23 protein-coding genes are annotated in these 18,440 nt (G+C 38.0%); all 23 read right to left on the bottom strand.

The features are described 5' to 3' along the window. Nucleotide 1 precedes the first annotated feature (1 nt). The gene (locus tag BN8908_RS04420) at nt 2-1,408 is read right to left on the bottom strand and encodes a GspE/PulE family protein (RefSeq protein WP_068689392.1); all 1,407 of its coding nucleotides are present in this window, start codon (nt 1,406-1,408) and stop codon (nt 2-4) included. Then, entirely contained in the window at nt 1,401-1,862 is a 462-nt protein-coding gene (locus BN8908_RS04415) for a hypothetical protein (protein WP_068689390.1), read from the bottom strand. Before BN8908_RS04415 ends, BN8908_RS04420 begins: the two co-directional genes overlap by 8 nt. Nucleotides 1,863-1,880: 18 nt before the next feature. Further along, entirely contained in the window at nt 1,881-2,294 is a 414-nt protein-coding gene (locus BN8908_RS04410; RefSeq protein ID WP_068689388.1) for a type IV pilin protein, read from the bottom strand. A 686-nt stretch (nt 2,295-2,980) separates the two neighbouring features. Beyond that, on the bottom strand, nt 2,981-3,808 hold the full coding sequence (locus tag BN8908_RS04405) for a hypothetical protein (RefSeq protein WP_068689386.1): 828 nt from the start codon (nt 3,806-3,808) through the stop codon (nt 2,981-2,983). 116 nt (nt 3,809-3,924) lie between these two features. After that, the gene (locus BN8908_RS04400; RefSeq protein ID WP_148453204.1) at nt 3,925-5,673 is read right to left on the bottom strand and encodes an RHS repeat domain-containing protein; all 1,749 of its coding nucleotides are present in this window, start codon (nt 5,671-5,673) and stop codon (nt 3,925-3,927) included. 365 nt (nt 5,674-6,038) lie between these two features. Continuing rightward, nucleotides 6,039-6,488, bottom strand: a complete 450-nt coding sequence (locus tag BN8908_RS04395) for a hypothetical protein (RefSeq protein WP_068689381.1) — start codon at nt 6,486-6,488, stop codon at nt 6,039-6,041. Between the two features lie 12 nt (nt 6,489-6,500). Further along, nucleotides 6,501-7,073, bottom strand: a complete 573-nt coding sequence (locus tag BN8908_RS04390) for an RHS repeat domain-containing protein (protein ID WP_082989220.1) — start codon at nt 7,071-7,073, stop codon at nt 6,501-6,503. Next, complete coding sequence (locus BN8908_RS04385) at nt 7,067-7,246, bottom strand: hypothetical protein (RefSeq protein ID WP_148453201.1); 180 nt, start codon at nt 7,244-7,246, stop codon at nt 7,067-7,069. Before BN8908_RS04385 ends, BN8908_RS04390 begins: the two co-directional genes overlap by 7 nt. A gap of 190 nt (nt 7,247-7,436) precedes the next feature. Then, entirely contained in the window at nt 7,437-7,919 is a 483-nt protein-coding gene (locus BN8908_RS04380; RefSeq protein WP_148453198.1) for a hypothetical protein, read from the bottom strand. A 1,070-nt stretch (nt 7,920-8,989) separates the two neighbouring features. Continuing rightward, nucleotides 8,990-9,544 (bottom strand): hypothetical protein, encoded by a 555-nt coding sequence (locus BN8908_RS04370; protein WP_068689374.1) that lies wholly within the window; start codon nt 9,542-9,544, stop codon nt 8,990-8,992. A gap of 69 nt (nt 9,545-9,613) precedes the next feature. Continuing rightward, nucleotides 9,614-10,042: a M91 family zinc metallopeptidase gene (locus BN8908_RS04365; RefSeq protein WP_068689371.1), complete on the bottom strand. Its 429-nt coding sequence runs from the start codon at nt 10,040-10,042 to the stop codon at nt 9,614-9,616. Nucleotides 10,043-10,106: 64 nt separating this feature from the next. Next, a complete protein-coding gene (locus BN8908_RS18895; protein ID WP_235837407.1) occupies nt 10,107-10,220 on the bottom strand; it encodes an RHS repeat-associated core domain-containing protein in 114 nt (37 codons plus the stop codon). Further along, on the bottom strand, nt 10,169-10,555 hold the full coding sequence (locus BN8908_RS18890; RefSeq protein ID WP_235837406.1) for a hypothetical protein: 387 nt from the start codon (nt 10,553-10,555) through the stop codon (nt 10,169-10,171). Before BN8908_RS18890 ends, BN8908_RS18895 begins: the two co-directional genes overlap by 52 nt. Nucleotides 10,556-11,754: 1,199 nt before the next feature. Then, nucleotides 11,755-12,066 carry an RHS repeat-associated core domain-containing protein gene (locus tag BN8908_RS04345; RefSeq protein WP_068689363.1) on the bottom strand — a complete coding sequence of 104 codons (312 nt, stop codon included), beginning with the start codon at nt 12,064-12,066 and terminating at the stop codon, nt 11,755-11,757. Then, a complete protein-coding gene (locus tag BN8908_RS04340; RefSeq protein WP_148453196.1) occupies nt 12,063-12,530 on the bottom strand; it encodes an RHS repeat domain-containing protein in 468 nt (155 codons plus the stop codon). Before BN8908_RS04340 ends, BN8908_RS04345 begins: the two co-directional genes overlap by 4 nt. 109 nt (nt 12,531-12,639) lie before the next feature. Then, nucleotides 12,640-13,236, bottom strand: coding sequence for a hypothetical protein (locus BN8908_RS04335; RefSeq protein WP_068689359.1), 597 nt, complete (start codon nt 13,234-13,236; stop codon nt 12,640-12,642). Then, nucleotides 13,233-13,538, bottom strand: a complete 306-nt coding sequence (locus BN8908_RS04330) for a hypothetical protein (RefSeq protein ID WP_148453190.1) — start codon at nt 13,536-13,538, stop codon at nt 13,233-13,235. The genes BN8908_RS04335 and BN8908_RS04330 overlap by 4 nt, the downstream gene beginning before the upstream one ends. Before the next feature lie 158 nt (nt 13,539-13,696). Next, a complete protein-coding gene (locus BN8908_RS04325) occupies nt 13,697-14,389 on the bottom strand; it encodes a hypothetical protein (RefSeq protein WP_068689355.1) in 693 nt (230 codons plus the stop codon). 1 nt (nt 14,390) lies between these two features. Then, the gene (locus BN8908_RS04320; RefSeq protein WP_068689353.1) at nt 14,391-15,362 is read right to left on the bottom strand and encodes an RHS repeat domain-containing protein; all 972 of its coding nucleotides are present in this window, start codon (nt 15,360-15,362) and stop codon (nt 14,391-14,393) included. Next, nucleotides 15,356-15,532 (bottom strand): hypothetical protein, encoded by a 177-nt coding sequence (locus BN8908_RS18440; protein ID WP_154670132.1) that lies wholly within the window; start codon nt 15,530-15,532, stop codon nt 15,356-15,358. The genes BN8908_RS04320 and BN8908_RS18440 overlap by 7 nt, the downstream gene beginning before the upstream one ends. Before the next feature lie 16 nt (nt 15,533-15,548). After that, nucleotides 15,549-16,577 (bottom strand): hypothetical protein, encoded by a 1,029-nt coding sequence (locus BN8908_RS04315; protein ID WP_068689351.1) that lies wholly within the window; start codon nt 16,575-16,577, stop codon nt 15,549-15,551. Between the two features lie 210 nt (nt 16,578-16,787). Further along, nucleotides 16,788-17,285: a hypothetical protein gene (locus tag BN8908_RS04310; protein WP_021986994.1), complete on the bottom strand. Its 498-nt coding sequence runs from the start codon at nt 17,283-17,285 to the stop codon at nt 16,788-16,790. 10 nt (nt 17,286-17,295) lie between these two features. Further along, nucleotides 17,296-18,429: an RHS repeat-associated core domain-containing protein gene (locus BN8908_RS04305; protein WP_068689347.1), complete on the bottom strand. Its 1,134-nt coding sequence runs from the start codon at nt 18,427-18,429 to the stop codon at nt 17,296-17,298. Between the last annotated feature and the right edge of the window lie 11 nt (nt 18,430-18,440).

Here is an 18,440-nt window from a genome sequence, read left to right as displayed (position 1 = left end):
TTTATTCGTTCAACAAGGGCAATACCTCTTCCAGAGAAGTCAGACCGTCCTCTAACAGTTGCAAGGCAGACTCTCTCAATGTTTTTATCCCTCTTTCCTTTAACAAAGCCGCTATTTCCGTTTCCTGATTACGAATGGCCAAAGCCAAACGCGAATCGACAGGCAGCACCTCATAAACGGCCTTCCGCCCGGAATAACCGGTATAATAACAAGCCTCACATCCTACAGCCCGGAAAAGACGGCGGGGAACACCGGCCAAATGCGCCAATCCTCCCTCCTCTGCATTCATCCCGCACTTGCAATGAGGACAAAGCAAACGCACCAAGCGCTGAGCCATACACAAAAGCAACGTATCGGCAATCAGAAAAGAATGAAGTCCCATATCCGTAAGGCGGGCCACACATCCCCAGGCACTGTTCGTATGTATCGTCGAAAAAATCAAATGCCCCGTCAAAGAACTTCTTACGGCCATACGGGCCGTTTCCGTATCCCGGATTTCTCCCAACATGATAATATCCGGATCTTGCCGTAAAAAAGTACGCAAAGCACTACCGAAGGTAAGCCCGATCTCCTCCTTCAACTGCACCTGATTGACCCCCTCCAGCGTATACTCCACGGGATCCTCTATCGTCAGAATATTATTGTCTTCACGGTTCAGCAAACGTAAAGTGGCATACAATGTAGTGCTTTTACCCGAACCGGTCGGACCGCTGATCAGGATCAACCCATGCGGATTGGAGACAGCTTCCCGGTAATCCGCCAATTGCCTGTCATCAAAACCCAAATTATCCAGATCGAGCAATTCCGTATGACGCGTCAGTAAGCGAAGAACGATCTTTTCACCGTATATGGCCGGCAGACAAGACACCCTGACATCAAAACGACAGGCCTCCCTATTGAAAAAAATCCGTCCATCCTGCGGCAAACGCTTTTCGGAAATATCCAGATTAGCCAAAATCTTTATCTGATTGACCAAAGCCGCATAATTCTCCTTTCCGATTGCATATCGTTCCAATAAACGCCCGTCTATCCGGAAACGTACCCGGCAACGCTCCTCATAAGCTTCAAAATGCAAATCGCTGGCATAACAATGATAAGCCTCCAATATCAACCGACTCAAAAAATCCGAACTTCCTACATCACCATCGGACATATCCGCAATCGCTCCCCCATACCGATAACACTGCCGCATAAGCCGCTCGAATCCGTCTTCCGGTAAAACTTCCACCTGTAGCTTCACCCCCCGGACTACGGCAATTTCCTCCCGTACACTGTCATAACAACATCCTTTTTTACCATAACATTTCAACTCTCCGGCATTCCTCTCCACAGGAATCAAATGATAGGCACGGGCTTCCTCTGCTGTAAAAAAACCCGTTATACCGGCCGGAATATGCTTCTCATCCATAACCCAAAACACGCATTAAGATTAACAACATATACATACATCCCAAACCGCCCACCAGAGGTATTGTCACTTCCCTCCTTTTTATCCGGACATACACCCACCACACCGACAACATAATCAAACCGGAAAAAGTCAGAAAAAAAGTCAACTCCCAACAGGAAAAAGCAGGCAGCAACAACAAACAAAACCACAAATCCCCCACTCCGATTTGTTTACGTAACGATTTTTTGCCGTAACGCAGGTAATAATACCCGGCTACAATTATTCCTATAAAGCAAAGCAACGACAGGTTTACGAATATTCTCACAAAGAATGCACAACACCCCCATTCGTAATAAGACATTCCCCACTGTAATATTCCGAACAGTAACAAATCCGCCAATGTAATTCTACGCATCCGGAAATCCGAACACATCATACTTCCCAAAGGCAGTATCAATAACAAATCCCACATATTGCTTTATTTCAGGCCTTAATCTTTCGTTACTTCCTTCAGGTTTTTATCCTGGTCGATTTCCCAGACATTGTATGTCCCGTCTCCGTCGAAATCGACCACAGCGGTAGCCTTCGCTTTAAATCCTTTCTCACTGGCTTCGGTAACTTCAATCCGGTAATTGGCACTTCCTCCGTCCGTCACCAGCTTCTGCTGCTCAAAGCCCAACTCCTCCAAAGAAGCCGAATACCGGGAATGCATATAAAAATGAGTTTTTTCCAAGGTGTGCAAAAACACCAACTGCTGCTGAGCCTCCGTACTTTTAGCCTTTGATATAAGAGGCATCAGATTAGGCAAAGCAATCAAAACAAGAATCCCGATGATAACAAGCACAACTAATAACTCAGGCAAAGAAAATGCCTTCAACTCCAATTTTGCACGAATAGATTTCATAACGATTGCATTTGATTATTTGTGCTAAATTTAAAGCACAAAATCCAAAAAGATTCTCCGACATGCAAACAGAAACCTTATCACTGCACTTCTAAACACCTGATTATAAGACCTGTTTTTTACAAAAACCTTATCACTGCAAAAACAGCCCTTTTTTAACTAAAAAAGAGACCAAAAAACACCGGATATATCAGAATGACAAAAAAATTTACATCATAAAAAACAAAAAAATTTCCGGCAGATTTTTGCCGGAAATATATTAAAACAAGCTTATTGCTTATCACGCAATCTCCCTTTACAAAGAATACCTATTAAGTATCCATTCCCCATCGCATTAGGACGACCCAGAAAATTGATATTTAAATCGGGAGAAGGTTCTAATATACTAATATACCGTTCATTTATAACAAAATAAAAACGACTGTTACGAAGAAGCGTTAGCATAAAATTAGGGATTGTTGATCACTTTTTCTGGAAAGGACGATTTTGGGGGATAAAATAAGACAAGAACAACCAAGATTTAACAGAAATAAGCAGTGAATAGGCAAAAAATGCCTTAAAAATGATTTTTTAGCGGCAAAGCCGCCCGTCTCTGAAAAAGAAGAGGGTGTCCAAAAAGTGAACTGGCCCCCAAAAGTTGGACACAAAACTTTTGGGGGTAAGTTCATTCCTAGTGGCTTTGTTCATTATTCAATATTTGTTATCTCAAATTCAAATCCACTTAGCTTTTCTTCTTCAACCATTTTCCTGAAAGCTGGTGAACAAAAATAAATCGGCTCTGGCCGTAACAATCCACGTCTAACACCAACTTTTTGCCTGCTTGCATAGAAATCATATTTCCCGATTGATTGGCTATTTAAAACGTAAGGTTCTGACAAAAGATTTAAACCGATTGTATCACCTTTTGGACATTTGTAAATTTCTCCTTCGTTACTCGTTGATAAATCAAATGGATTAATACCTACAATCGTATTGGGCGATAATTCAATATCCGTATTTGCAGTAAGTTGGTAATATTTTTCAACGTTGACAGCACCAAACTGTAAGCCTTTTAAATTTCTCCGCTTTACTGCATTTACAAACTTTTCTGATACAACTACTTCGCCCCCTATTGTTTTAGCAATATCCTTTTTGGGCATCGTTCCTTTCTCAAGAATTAAAGGACTTACCTGTTTCCTGTTAGCTCCGCATATAGTACAAGCTGCCGTTTCATCATACAGCGTTCCGCATTCTTCACCTGTCGGCTCAAATATTGTTTTTATTTTTAAATGCAGTAATATAGCTGTATCTAATTCCCTTCTACTGTATTTACGTCCGATTTTCCAACCAAAGAAAAATTTCCCGTTATATTTTTTCCTTACTTCTTCTGCAATAATTGGCACTTGCCTATATCTTGAGTCTTCCTTTGAGAGTTCAACAACTTTTACAGATGTTCCTATATTCTGACCTTCATCTGCTTTAAAAAGCAAATGAGCATAATCGTAGTTTATTCTAAGTTCTAATGTTTCTTTCATTACTATTCTTAAATTTTAGATGTTCCTATATTCTGACCTTCATCTGCTTTAAAAAGAAAATAAGTATAATCGTAGTTTACAGTAAATTCTAATGTCTTTCATTACCATTTTTAATTTTAATAGCTTGGCGGCAATGGATACTTAGAATAAACCTGCTTTATTATATCTTGTAATTCCGTGGCACTCGGAACACCTTTACCATAAGGCCACAATGCTCTAAACTCATTTGTGATTACTTGGTGATATGATGCGTCTAACGGAACAAGTGGACCATCCTTCCCACCGCCTAAATATTTCGGAGTGATATGGTGCATCTCTATTTTACCTGCTTTGCTTGGATATAGGCTCCGTGCTGTCTTTAGCAAATCATCAGAATACTGTATTTCCCCCTTAGCAGCATGCCTCGCCAATCCCTGCAATCCCAAAATTCCGGCACTTAAGCCTGTAGCAACCAACTCCGGATTAGTCCATTGGCTTAAAGCTTCGCTCCATCCCATCCGCAAAGCATTAACCATTATCGGATTCAACATATAACGGGCTGCATTATTACGCGACCAAGTCGTTGAAAATTGATCCAAAGCATTGAGTTGAGCTTCTGAAAATTGGTAATCAGCCAACCCATATTCTCCTTTTAAATAATCATTAAAACCGGAAGAATTAATACGTTTGACATCCCAGCTCGAGGCTTGTAAAAGCGCCAAAAAATCAGCAATCCGATCATCAGGAACTTTTATAACATCGTCACTCTTATCTGAAGATTGAAATATTACATTATAATATTTATCTACATAATGGGTACTAAGCTGACCGTCCGGGTCAATATAGATAAGCGGATTATTCCCGCAATATACATAAGGACTCAAACCGTAATACTTCTCCAGCAACGGGTCCACGCCGAACCAACGCCCCGATTCCGCATCGTACATACGGGCACCGTAGTCCAGATAACCCAATCCGCCCGTTGTCTGCTCCTCCTTGCCGTTGTATTTAAAACGGTTACCGGCAAACAAAGCGTAATTGCTCCGCTCCTGACGCATTCCGAAAGGATAGTAATCGTTCTGTTCCTTGACCGATCCCGTCTGATCCATGACCAGGCGGATACTGCCCAGATGATCTTTGACATGATAATAGGCTCCGCCCGAATAAATACGGCCCTCATTAAAGCCTGCACTCTCGAAAGTCAAAGAACTGCCGTTAATCTGATAAATCAGACTTCCGTAATATTCGTAACCCCGGCCATCCGCTCCGACAACCGAAAGCTTCGTACCGTCCGAAGCATACGCATAAGTCGCTACACGGCTGCCCGATTGGATTACGCCTGATAACAAATTTAAAAAATTATATTCTAAATTCAAAGCTTTCCGGCTGTCGGACAACATATTTCCGTAGTTGTCATAAGTATAAGTTCCGTTTACTCCGGATACATTCAGGCCTGTCAAACGATTTCCGGTATATTGGTACGTATATGCCTTTGACGACAGTCCGGTATTCTGGCGGTTTAATGTCAGTAAGTTGCCGTTTTTATCATAGGTAATGCCCTGTTCGAAATAGGCTATCCGCTTTATATTGTTTTCATAATATTCGTTGCCCGCAAACCGGTTCAGGTTATCGTAAGTAAAAGTATACAACGACGTATTTTTCAAAGGAAAAACACAGTCCCATTCCGAAATATTCCCGTTGTAACAGGCCGTTCCTTTCGTCGGATTCTCATAACGCAGATTCATCGTAAACTGCGTGCCCGACTGACGGGTCTGCAAGCCCCTGATATTATAAGCCCTGGTATCCGTATACAGATTATTACCGTAAGTTACATTCTGTAGTTGCCCCAACTCGTTATACACATAGGTGGTTTTTGCTTTTTCCACCCCACCCAGATAAACCGTCTGACTGAGCAAGCGGTCGCGGTTGTCGTACGTATTTACCTGTTTTATTTACATCATAAAAAACAAAAAAATCCCGACAGAATTTCTGCCGGGAAACCTATATTTCAAGCTATCGTTTACTTGAATATAATAATTCTTATCTTACAATTTATAATAGTAAATTTTTTGTGTAATCACATAACAATATAATATAAAAGATAATATTTTTTAAGTAAAAGACTTTACTACTGAAATTCAGTCAATAAATCCTATCTTTTTCCTAAGGAGAAAGAAAGAACGGGATTCAAAAATGAATCTCGTTCTTAATATTTAAAACAAGCCAATTAAAACTGCCTCTTGTTTAATTATTATTCAACTTTTTCCTCGTAATATGCAGGATAAACAGGAATTAATCGACAATAACTACTATCCGATTGAAATTTACTATATATTTCCAAAGCATTATCAAAATACGAAACGTATTCATTCCAATTTGCTTCTGTCAATCGTAAATCATTGCAATTTTGATATACAAAATCTGCATCCAATATTAAATCGCCATTCCAATCACGGTAAATTCTAAATCGAATTGTATCTGTCTTAATATCTACCAATTCCACCCAATTACCACCATCACAACCGCCTTTCCAAACAGCAGAAATAGGAACATTTACAGGTTTTTTCCATTCTTCACATGATTGCTTGAACTTCCAATTAAAGAATAAAATCGCACAAATAATAGCTATTATAATTCCTGCAAAAAAATATAACAATTTAATCTTTATTATCTTTAATCTTAATTTTTGCATCTTTTTCATTGCCTGTTCCGATTATATTACTTTGTTTAAACTTTGAATGGTAGGTTTTCCGTCTTTTCCTATAACGACATTTGAAATTGTAACAGTTCTTATTAAGCCTTTACCCTCTTTATCGTATCTTCCATATTCATAGTATTTTGTCAGACCTGTTTTATTGTCAATCAATAAAACTCCTGCGTATCCAGTAAATGGAATTCCGTTTGCTCTGTATTTTGGAAAAGCAATATAAATCGCATCCCGCCCATCCGGATCAATCATATTTAACGGATTATTCCCACAATACACATACGGACTCAAACCGTAATACTTTTCAGACAAGGGGTCCGTCGTAAACCACCGGCCTAAGGACTGGTCGTACAGGCGGGCGCCGTAGTCCAGATAGCCCAGGCCACCGACCGTCTGTAATTCCTTGCCGTTGTATTTAAAGCGGTTTGCGGAAGACTGGGCGTGTTCGCTGCGGGGATGCCGATGACCGAAAGCATAATAATCGTTTTCTTCCAGTAAACGGCCGCTGCCGTCGACAATTGCGCGGATACTGCCCAGATGATCTTTCAGATGATAACAGATACTGCTGCCGCTCACCACTCCCTCACCGAAAAGACCGCTTTCAAAAACAAAAGAACTACCACCGGTAAACCAGACTTCCCCACATAAGCATAACCGTTGCCGTCACTACCCCATACCTTTAACTTAACTCCGCCGTAACCGTATTCATAACCAGCTATAATCGTACCACCTTCCCTGACATTGTGTAACAAATGTAGAAGATTATATTCAAAATTCAAATTTATTTGAAAAGCCCCCAAATATATAGATTAAAAAATCCCGGCAGAAATTCTGCCGGGAAAATAGTAAAACAGTCTTATTCCTTATCATTCAATCTTTCTTTACGAAGAGAATAAAGAACTTCAATAGCCAAACAATATTATAAAATGAAAGGGAAATAATTTATCTTTTTCTAACTCTTATCATTTGTCCTTCAGAAGTTTCTAAATCAAAAGTATATTTTTTGTCTTTTGATAATGGGGCTAATCTTTTCTTATACTTCTTTTTGTCTAAATTGTAAATTTTAAGAATAACAAATGTCTGTTCAAACCAATTCTTTCCTATTTCGATTTCATAATTATAAATTTCCTGTTTCCCTTTAGATGAATATTGATAATAATCAAATTGAAGAAACAAGGTAATTTCTTGCTCTGAAAGAATCAGATTATAATCTTCGGAACTCAATGATAAATTACCTGCGTAGTAGTTTATATCTATTCTTTTCAAAACATTCATACCTTGCTTAACTATAATTACAGGTTTAGTTAATGAAGTTACAATTTCTCCATCAACACAGACTATAAAATCAAAATTTTTTCTATTTTCTTGAGCCATAGAAATTTGACATATAAATAGGAATAAAATCCAATACACACACTTTTTCATAATTTTCATTTTTTATTATGTTTTGAATAGCTTTTCTTGTAAATTCTACTTGTAGCGTTGTATTCCTATTATAAATAACGCCCCATTGGATCTATTGGGAAAATTTAAAGTCCCATTAGAGTTTATAGTAGCAGTCTTTACAGTTCCCAAAGGTCCGACCATAATATTTGTATTATATTGACTGAAAGTTCCTCTGTCTGTTGCTGAAGGAATGCTTGCCGATTGCGGAAATATTTAGTTACCTACTTGTTGTACTGTTTATCAAAAAAGTCCAAATAATTTCCAAATAAGTCGTTGCTGCTCTTTTGTAAATGATAATATTTTACGATTTTTTTTGATTTTTGAGCATTTTATATGCAGACATTGTCGATATATTAAACTCCAATTTTTTATCGTGATTCTTATCATACAAAATGAAATAATAATAAATAGCAGTATATTCTGAGGATTGGACGTCATATATAATCTCGTCATGCTTCGTCCCTGAAAACAAAGAACTCAAACGTTTATCTGCTAAATCAAATTTATAGACATTTAAAATTCCTTTATCTCTTTCTCCTTGATATACTTCAAAAAATGAATCTGCTTCCTTGATAATGAGAAAAAGAGATGGACCAATAAAATAACCTGCATAAGCACAGCTTTTTAGTGTATCTTCTAAATTATTCTCTACAATAATTTCCCTAATAATTCGTCTACCCGCCTCATATTCATCGTAAATACGAACAGATTGAGTATTATTTTAACTATATAGCCAAATTGGGATTACAAAAAATACTAATATCATATACAAAAAAATTTCATATAAATTTCTATTTAAATTCTGGTAGAGCAGATGGATTCGAAATAACAATTCTTGGCCCATGAGTACTACCATATATTAATATAATTAATCCCCATAACTCGTAAAATCAAGTTTTCTGTTTGAACTGCATCAACGTGTTAGTTTGCATGTCCTCGTCCTAAAGCTAATGAACGACTGCATCCAATCACTTCATGGCCGCTTGTTACAACCCGTTCATTAGGATTATTTTACTTTTCGGTCGGCCTCTTGACGACAATATGCTTTCTTAATCTACTCCATCTCTCTTTAAATTAAAAAAATCATTAAAGGTGAAACAATCAATAAAATATTTACCTTTATTGAAGGTGATTTTAGTCGCATAAATAATTTCTTCGGGTAAATTCACTTTATTAATTTTTTCTTCTCTTCTAATTTCCGGAATATTCCAATCCGACACTAACTTCATCATATATTTTGTGAATAAACGTTGCTCTGTTTGCATAAGTTTTCCAGGTTCATTCGTATAAGACAATGTGTCATTTTTATTCCAAACGGTAAAAAAGAAATCGCCTTGGATACCATCCATTTCCAAAATATAAATAGTATCATTTTCTTTTGAATAATTTAATTTGGCCAAATAATCCCACTGTATTAACTTATTTATATTGTCCATCTGTATTTTCACATAACGAGAGTGTTTCCTATTCTGATTTAATAATTTAATGTCAATACCTTGACAATTATAAATCTTGTGGTATATCTTAGAATGATAAGTGTTTCTAGACGTACCACAACACAAAAAGATACAGGCAAATACTGAACCGAATATATATTTTTTCATAATTTATTTATTTCTATAAAAAAATGGTATATATAACAAAGGGATACCCCCTAGACTTCTTCCATTTGATTAATTATAAAATAAACTTAAATTTCCATGAATTATTCGAGTACTCTCTAATCCAACTCGTCTTCCTGAACTCACATCTATTCCATAATGAGTACGCAAAGGTATATCATTTTCTGCCCTTAACTGATTTTCTATATGAGTAGCATATTTTTCTGCATTTGGTATTGTAGTTCCTCCAACAGTTACCCAAGTTGTATTATCAATAGTTCCTCTCCAACAATCCTGAATATGAGCCATTTCATGTCCTAACCCTATGTACGCTGGTCTGTTTTCTGTACCAATTTGGTTCATTCCTCCTGTTGTTGAATTAGGATTCCATTTTACATAAACTTCATTTAGGTCAACTGTATTTTTCCCTTGTACTATCTGTACATTTTTTGTCGAACTAACTAAATCAGACACTAAAGCATTACCAACATTTCCACCCATCCGTAAATCATTTAATGCAGTTGTTAATGAGTTTACAAAAGCATCAGTTCCTGAATAATTGTAGTTATACTATCCCATGTAAATCAACAGCATTGATAGAATTATTCCCACAATACACATACGGACTCAAATCGTAATACTTTTCAGACAAGGGGGGCGTCGTAAACCACCGCCCCAAGGACTGGTCGTATATACAGGCACCGTAGTCCAGATACCCCAGGCGCCGACCGTCTGTAATTCCTTGCCGTTGTATTTAAAGCGGTTTGCGGAAGACTGTGCGTGTTCGCTGCGGGGATGCCGCTGACCGAACGCATAATAATCGTTCTCTTCCAGTAAACGGCCGCTGCCGTCGATAATTGCACGGATACTGCCCAGATGATCTTTCAGATGATAACAGATACTGCTGCCGCTCACCACTCCCTCACCGAAAAGCCCACTTTCAAAAACAAAAGAACTACCACCCGTAAACCGGTAAACCAGACTTCCCCACATAAGCATAACCGTTGCTGTCACTACCCCATACCTTTAACTTAACTCCGCCCTAACCGTATTCATAAACAGCTATAATCGTACCACCTTCCCTGACCTTGTGTAACAAATTTAGAAGATTGCATTCAAAATTCAAATTTTTTCGACTGCCTTTTGACAGGTTACCGTAAATGTCATAGCTGCCGCCAGATACATCCCAACTAAACAATAGCACAGCACACGTAAAAAGTCCCAAAATTTTCATAATTGAAAAGATTTAATAAATAATAAAAAATGAATCAAGCATTGTCAGACAATTCGAACAATAACTTATTTCAATTTTATCACATGACATATCTGTTATTCAACCGGAACAACACAAAAGCTACACGATTCGAATGACAAAAAAATTTACATCATATAAAAACAAAAAAATCCCGACAGAATTTCTGACGGGAAAATAGTAAAACATTCTTATTCCTTATCATTCAATCTCTCTTTATGAAGATAATAAAGAACTTCGACAACCAGAACAAAAGGAAAACAATTTATCTTTTATCTTCTTTAGATGGCTTTTTCACCATCCCCTAAAAAGAAAACCCCGCATTTACGGGGCTTCTCTTTCATATAATTTATTTTGTTTTTTTCAAAATAAAATAAATTATTGGAATTGTAATAAGTTCAGAAAACAAAGCAGGTAAATTAATAAATTCCAATATCATTATATCAATATTAATAATCCAAGATTTCCAAATAATAAGTGATAATAAAACCGAAATCCCCAATTGAACTAACAATAATGAAACTATTTTATATTTGTAACTTACTACCTTTCGCAAAACGAAAAACAATACAATACTACCAACTATATATATTATAGAACCTAAAAAAAGTTGTAACAATAGAACTTCCCATATTGAAATATTTTGTTCACTCATATCTATTCCTCCAATATCGTTTTTTTAGTTTTTGGATTATAGGTAACAGGCTTGAAATTATCTTGGTATTCTTTTACAATGCTATTAGGCCTGGGATCAACAATTGTTGGTGCTTTCTTCTTTACTTCTGAGTCTTGTTTAACAACCTCAGTGGCAAATGTCCCACAGTTATTACTCATTATTGAGTATTCTTTTCTATCGGGATCGTTATTTTCGGCTTTTTTGGACTGCGCTGCGCATAATCATTCATTTCCTTAAATTTATCGCTTTTGATATAAGCACCCTCAATTCGCCCTCCGTGTCCTGCTATTTCAGATATTTCCCCATAACTTTATTCAAAGACTCCGCAGTCGGTTTATCCTCTTTTCCCATTACAATATTCGATATTGTCCGTTGCCTAACTTCACCTATTTCTGCTTTATCATATCTTCCATATTCGTAATATTTAGTTATCCCCGTTTTATTGTCAATTAACCATATTCCTGCGTGTCCTAAATTAGACCATTGTTTTCCAAAAGCAGATATTTTATAATCTGGAAAAGCAATATATACCGCATCTCTTCCATCCGGATCAACATACCTTAACGGATTATTCCCACAATATACATACGGACTCAAACCGTAATACTTTTCAGACAAGGGGCCGTCGTAAACCACCGCCCCGAGGACTGGTCGTACAGGCGGGCGCCGTAGTCCAGATAACCCAGGCCGCCGACCGTCTGTAATTCCTTGCCGTTGTATTTAAAACGGTTTGCGGAAGACTGTGCCTGTTCGCTGCGGGGATGCCGGTGACCGAAGGCATAATAATCGTTCTCTTCCAGTAAACGGCCGTTGCCGTCTATAATCGCACGGATACTACCCAGATGATCTTTCAGAGGATAACAGATACCGCTGCCGCTCACCACCCCCTCACTAAAAAGCCCGCTTTCAAAAACAAAAGAACTACCCGTAACCCGGTAAACCAAGCTTCCTACATAAGCATAACCGTTGCCGTCACTGTCCCATACCTTTAACTTAACTCCGCCGTAACCGTATTCATAACCAGCTATAATCGTACCACCTTCCCTGACATTGTGTAACAAATGTAGAAGATTATATTCAAAATTTAAATTTATTTGAAAAGACCCAAAAAATATATAGATTAAAAAATCCCAGCAGAAATTTTGCCGGGAATAGATTAAAAATGACCTATTACTTATCATGCAATATCCCTTTACGAAGAGGACCTATAAGTATCCATTCCCCATCTTCATTTGGACGACCCAGAAAATCAATATTCAAATCGGGAGAAGGTTCCAATTTACGAATATAACGTTCATTTATAACAAAATAAAAATGACTGTTACGAAAAAGCGTTTCCATAAAATTAGGAATCGTAGAGTAATTACCTCTGTTATAAAGATACTCCAGCCAATCGTTTCCATACATAAACTGACGCGTTTCAAAACTATGGGGAGGAATATTTAAAATACGATGAGCTTCCATTTCAAGCGTATCACCCTGATATATACCATAAGCTCCGTTCAAGCGGGAAGGATGCCTGCTAGGAAGTTCCGGATAGTCCCGCATAAATATACGCACAACACTATCACTATGATTCTCTATGGTGATATCCAAAAAAAGAAATCCCATAAAACTCTCTCCCAATGGATAATATTTATCCGGATATTGATTCGAATAGACTTGATCTATACGGATATTGATCTTATCAACCAAAGACTCCGGCTTACGACATCCGTGGAAACCAAAAAGCATTCCAAAAATTATAAAAAAAAGAAATCTGTTCATTTATACCAATATTTTAAAATAAAAGGACGCATCTGACGATAACGGTCCGGGTTCTCCTCTTTTACTATACCATAATATCTAAACAACATTTCTCCCCGAAACAAAAGTGTACAATGTTTCCACAAAGCGTGTTTGAATTGCAATTCATAAGCCAGATAAGAACTACCCATAACCCGGTACACCAGACTTCCCACATAAACATAACCGCTGCCGTCCCCGCCCGATACCTTTAACTTACCTCCGCCGTAACCGTATTCATAACCGGCCATAATCGTACTACCTTCCCTGGCATTATGTAACAAATTTAAAATATTGTATTCAACAATTCAAATTTATTTGAAAAGGATAGGAAAAATATGTAGATAAAAAAGAGGCTGTCTAACAATAAAAAAATGAACTGCGCCTCAAAAGTTAGACACGAAACTTTTGGAGTGCAGTTCATTTCGCGGGACTGTTTATTTTATTTTTTCTTTCTTAATTTTATTCCATTAAACAAAATTGTATTATTTTTTAACGGAAAACGGTCTTGTATCGGTTTGTAATGAAAAATATCATCATTAACAAATGTCTGAAAAGCAATACGATACACGTTGCTATTTGTGTATTTCACATAATACGTTTCACTTTGTATTGTATCTTGTAGTGGAATAGGGACCATCCAAGCGTTATCTTTTACAGATTGAAAACCGCGTATATAAAAACTATCTACAACAAACTTTTCAACAAATAAAAGAGTATCTTTATTCATTGAGTAATCTATTCCATTGATATTCAAAATCCAATTTGTTAATATGTCTGACTTCAAAAGATTATTGAATACAAATATAGAAGATGCGCACTTATCATTTTCTGTTTCAGTTATAATCATAGGAATATCTTGCATATTTTTAATATAACTACTCAAAACTATATTGTTTCTTTTTTGACTAACTGACCAAACCCCCGAAGAAATCTCACCGTGAAAACCACCCCTATAATGATAGCCAAATGAACTATCATTATTCAAAGTTATATACAAAGTAACAGGGTTTATCTTCGGATATTTTCCTTGTTGAACAAGCGTATATTTTCCTGTTATATTATGTTGGGTTTGACACGAAAAAAGCACAGTTCCACCCCAACAAAGCAAAATAAATTTAAAAAATAATTTCATGTCATTTATAATTTTCAGGTCGATAAATATAAATACCTGTGTTGCGGTCTTTTAATCCATATAACCACTGAAGGTTAATACCAAATACCGTACGCGGGTGTTTTACATCAGAAGAAGGAACAACACCATTTGTAATTGAGTATTCTGTTGCATACGCTTGTATCTCTAATCCCATTGGATTTTGCATTAGCGCATTATTCGTACCTAATGGATTAAATGTTATTTTTCCGTTATCGTGTTGAATAGCATGAGTTGTTTCATGCGCTCTGTTTCCTGTCATTCCGTAATTATTTATAATGATAGTTCCATCACTCATAGATGATAAAGTAGCAGTAGTTCCCGCTTCCACGGTATTAAACGTATAGGAAGTTTTGGAATTACCTAACTGTGTTATGCCATTGTCTAAATTGGATAAAAGCGTTCTTTGGAATTGTATATTTTCTAACTTGCCTTGCTGTTTTGCTATTCGTTGAGTTTTCTTTTCAACACTTAACTTTGTGTTATTTTCTATTTTCTCAATTTTAGCATTTATGCTTGTTTCTTGCTTTGCCAAAGATTTATCACGGCTGGCAATTTGTTGCTGTAACTGTTTGGCAATTTCCTCATCTTTCTTTTCTTTCCACTCTTTCCCATCCGGATCAACATACCTCAACGGATTATTCCCACAATATACATACGGACTCAAACCGTAATACTTTTCAGACAAGGGGTCCGTCGTAAACCACCGGCCTAAGGACTGGTCGTACATGCGGGCGCCGTAGTCCAGATAACCCAGGCCGCCGACCGTCTGTAATTCCTTGCCGTTGTATTTAAAACGGTTTGCGGAAGACTGTGCCTGTTCGCTGCGGGGATACCGGTGACCGAAGGCATAATAATCGTTCTCTTCCAGTAAACGGCCGTTGCCGTCTATAATCGCACGGATACTGCCCAAATGATCTTTCAGAGGATAACAGATACCGCTGCCGCTCACCACTCCCTCACCGAAAAGACCGCTTTCAAAAACAAAAGAACTACCCGTAAACCAGACTTCCCCACATAAGCATAACCGTTGCAGTCACTACTCCATACCTTTAACTTACCCCCTCGGTAACCGTATTTATAACCAGCTATAGTCGTACTACCTTTCCTGACATTGTGTAACAAATTTAAAAGATTGTATTCAACAATTCAAATTTTTTCGACTGTCTTTTGACAGGTTACCATAAATGTCGTAGTCATAGCTGCCGCCGGATATATTCTTACGCTCGTAAATATCGCCCGAAGCGACCACGGCCGATTCCGTCAGACCGGACAAGCTGTTACCGTTGTAGCTATAGGCCAGATTGTCTACCAAAACACCGTTTTCGTAATGGTTACCTCCGGTAAATCGGCCGGCTCCGTCATAAGAAAACGTATACAACTGTTCCGCTTTGCTACCGTAACGGCAACTCCATTCCGAAATATCTCCCCCATAAAGTCCCGGCCCTTTCTGTGCATTCTCATACCGCAATCCCAAACGGAAAAAAGAAGAACCCTGTTCCGTCAAACGCCCGCGTATATCGTACGACAGGGGTTCCGTCGCCGCATTCTCCCCGTAACGGCGGACAGACAATCGACCCAATGCGTCGTATTCATAATCCACCTTGCCTTTATATACACCATTCAGGTATACCTTACAACAAAGCAAACGACTTACATGGTCATAGTTATTGACCTTCTCCAAACTTGTGGTAACACCTCCGACGGTATGAGTTTCACATTCCGAGGTTACATTACCCACAAAATCATAGGCATAATGATAACGGCTCACTCCGCCCAAATGGTTTTGCTCAACACGCTGTATCAAACGTCCTTTACTATCGTAATAAAAACAACGCTTGACATAACGTCCCGAAAGCCCCGGTTCCGAGACTCTGTTACCGGCCAGTATCCGCTCTTTCTCATACGTCTGTAAACCCACCACACGACTGTCATAAGCCGAAGCATAGCCTGTAGCAACCACAAACCCCAATCCATTCACGGGGGGATAACTGTCGTAACAACGCTCCGCCAGTACAATACTGCTTCCGCTGCCGTAATGGTACGACTCCTGTAGCAAGCGGTTATGGTTATCATAACTCAACATAAAATGCCGGTCTCCCTGGTCACGGCTGACAGGAAGTCCGGCGGCATTGTAACCGATCTTTTCCGTCACCACACCGGGAAGCATACGGTACTTGTCTTTTCGATAGCTTTGGTCAGGTTATCAAGGCTTATTTCTCTATCATGCACAGGGCTTGCATAAAATTTCTTTACACCGCCACCTGCCACATCAGGTCGTGAGCATTCTACTGTTTTATCAGTATTGCCATAATTTTGATGTTTTATGTCCTGATGGACGGTTTATACTCTGGTTAATTGCTAATTCTGTTTTGCGTTTTTATTGTTTAGCAGGATAATGCAATAATCTAAATTGACGATTCTTATATTCAATAACCCAACAACCAGTATCATCTTCCATCATAACAAGATCGCCTAATTTGTGTTCGATGTAAGAAAATTTTTTCTTGTGTTCTGTTGATTCAAGAAAATCGGGTAATTCATCGTGGACAAAAACAAAATATCCTTTCAAAATAAAAAAGCCAATAAGACCTTCAGATTTATAAGGATAATTGCTTAACCAAAATTCAAGCTTTTGACAAGCAGTATCATTTTTTACGTTCAAATGAAAATATTTATATTCCCTAAAAATATTTAAAACTGTATCCTGATTTATGTTAAATAACAAACTTTCTAATTCGTATTGAACCTTTTCGTTTGATAATACAAGCTGTTTAACTTCGTGAGTAATTTCTGTCCACGTTTCTTTGCCAAGTTGCTGGCCTTTTGTTGAAAACATAAATAAAACTGATAATATTATTAAAAAACTCATTTTCATAGATCTGATATTATTTACCAAATGGTATTTTTTGTTTGCCAGGAACATAATAGAGATTAAAAGTAGGAGCAGGAACATTTCGTTGCTTCATAATATTAGTAATTTGTGAAGCAAATCCATTGTCGCTTTTACTTGGCTTTGGAGTATATGGGTGGCTATGGTTTAATTCTCTAATTGTATATCCATGTAACAGTTGTCCGCGAAGTAAATAAGTCATGCCTGGTTCTGTTGCCTTCATATGCCCTGTTGTAATAAAGTTCAATCCTTTATCTTCTGCAACTCCAGTCATCGCTTGGCTAATTTCTACACCTGTTCCACTTCCAGATACATTATTAGACATAAATTCAAACAGTTTTGTTCCATTGCCATCTCCTCTTATTCTATATACATCGTAAGTATCTGTTGTTTTTCCATCAGGAGAAAAAGATATAGACCTTTGAGATTCCACAGTTCCATATTCAAAATTAATGCTATTATAATTTTTATTGCCTTCAGCATCAGTTGTAAATGTGCGTTGATAATTGCCATCTGCATCTTTAACAACCATATAAAAAGCGTCTTGCGTTTTGTCTTTTATGCGGTTTATTATCCGTCCTTCATTGTTAACCTCCCAAACGTCTCGCCCATCCGGATCAACATACCTCAACGGATTATTCCCACAATACACATACGGACTCAAACCGTAATACTTTTCAGACAAGGGGTCCGTCGTAAACCACCGCCCTAAGGATTGGTCGTACATGCGGGCGCCGTAGTCCAGATAACCCAGGCCGCCGACCGTCTGTAATTCCTTGCCGTTGTATTTAAAACGGTTTGCGGAAGACTGTGCCTGTTCGCTGCGGGGATGCCGATGACCGAAGGCATAATAATCGTTCTCTTCCAGTAAACGGCCGCTGCCGTCGACAATTGCGCGGATACTGCCCAGATGATCTTTCAGATGATAACAGATACTGCTGCCGCTCACCACTCCCTCACCGAAAAGACCGCTTTCAAAAACAAAAGAACTACCCGTAACCCGGTAAACCAGGTTTCCCACATAAGCATAACCGTTGCAGTCACTACTCCATACCTTTAACTTACCCCCTCGGTAACCGTATTTATAACCAGCTATAGTCGTACTACCTTTCCTGACATTGTGTAACAAATTTAAAAGAT

It is taken from the genome of Culturomica massiliensis (assembly GCF_900091655.1).
Lineage (GTDB): Bacteria > Bacteroidota > Bacteroidia > Bacteroidales > Marinifilaceae > Culturomica > Culturomica massiliensis.
The sequence above is the reverse complement of the archived record's forward strand: the minus strand, read 5'-3'. Positions and strand labels throughout refer to the sequence as shown.

Excerpts from the sequence above, each read along its gene's own strand:
- BN8908_RS04315 (WP_068689351.1), bottom strand. The coding sequence starts at position 16,577 with ATGCTTCCCGGTGTGGTGACGGAAAAGATCGGTTACAATGCCGCCGGA.
- BN8908_RS04380 (WP_148453198.1), bottom strand. The coding sequence starts at position 7,919 with ATGAAAAAGTGTGTGTATTGGATTTTATTCCTATTTATATGTCAAATT.
- BN8908_RS04415 (WP_068689390.1), bottom strand. The coding sequence starts at position 1,862 with ATGTGGGATTTGTTATTGATACTGCCTTTGGGAAGTATGATGTGTTCG.
- BN8908_RS04335 (WP_068689359.1), bottom strand. The coding sequence starts at position 13,236 with ATGAACAGATTTCTTTTTTTTATAATTTTTGGAATGCTTTTTGGTTTC.
- BN8908_RS04405 (WP_068689386.1), bottom strand. The coding sequence starts at position 3,808 with ATGAAAGAAACATTAGAACTTAGAATAAACTACGATTATGCTCATTTG.
- BN8908_RS04365 (WP_068689371.1), bottom strand. The coding sequence starts at position 10,042 with ATGGGTGGAAATGTTGGTAATGCTTTAGTGTCTGATTTAGTTAGTTCG.
- BN8908_RS04325 (WP_068689355.1), bottom strand. The coding sequence starts at position 14,389 with ATGAAATTATTTTTTAAATTTATTTTGCTTTGTTGGGGTGGAACTGTG.
- BN8908_RS04370 (WP_068689374.1), bottom strand. The coding sequence starts at position 9,544 with ATGAAAAAATATATATTCGGTTCAGTATTTGCCTGTATCTTTTTGTGT.
- BN8908_RS04420 (WP_068689392.1), bottom strand. The coding sequence starts at position 1,408 with ATGGATGAGAAGCATATTCCGGCCGGTATAACGGGTTTTTTTACAGCA.
- BN8908_RS04395 (WP_068689381.1), bottom strand. The coding sequence starts at position 6,488 with ATGAAAAAGATGCAAAAATTAAGATTAAAGATAATAAAGATTAAATTG.
- BN8908_RS04310 (WP_021986994.1), bottom strand. The coding sequence starts at position 17,285 with ATGAAAATGAGTTTTTTAATAATATTATCAGTTTTATTTATGTTTTCA.
- BN8908_RS04410 (WP_068689388.1), bottom strand. The coding sequence starts at position 2,294 with ATGAAATCTATTCGTGCAAAATTGGAGTTGAAGGCATTTTCTTTGCCT.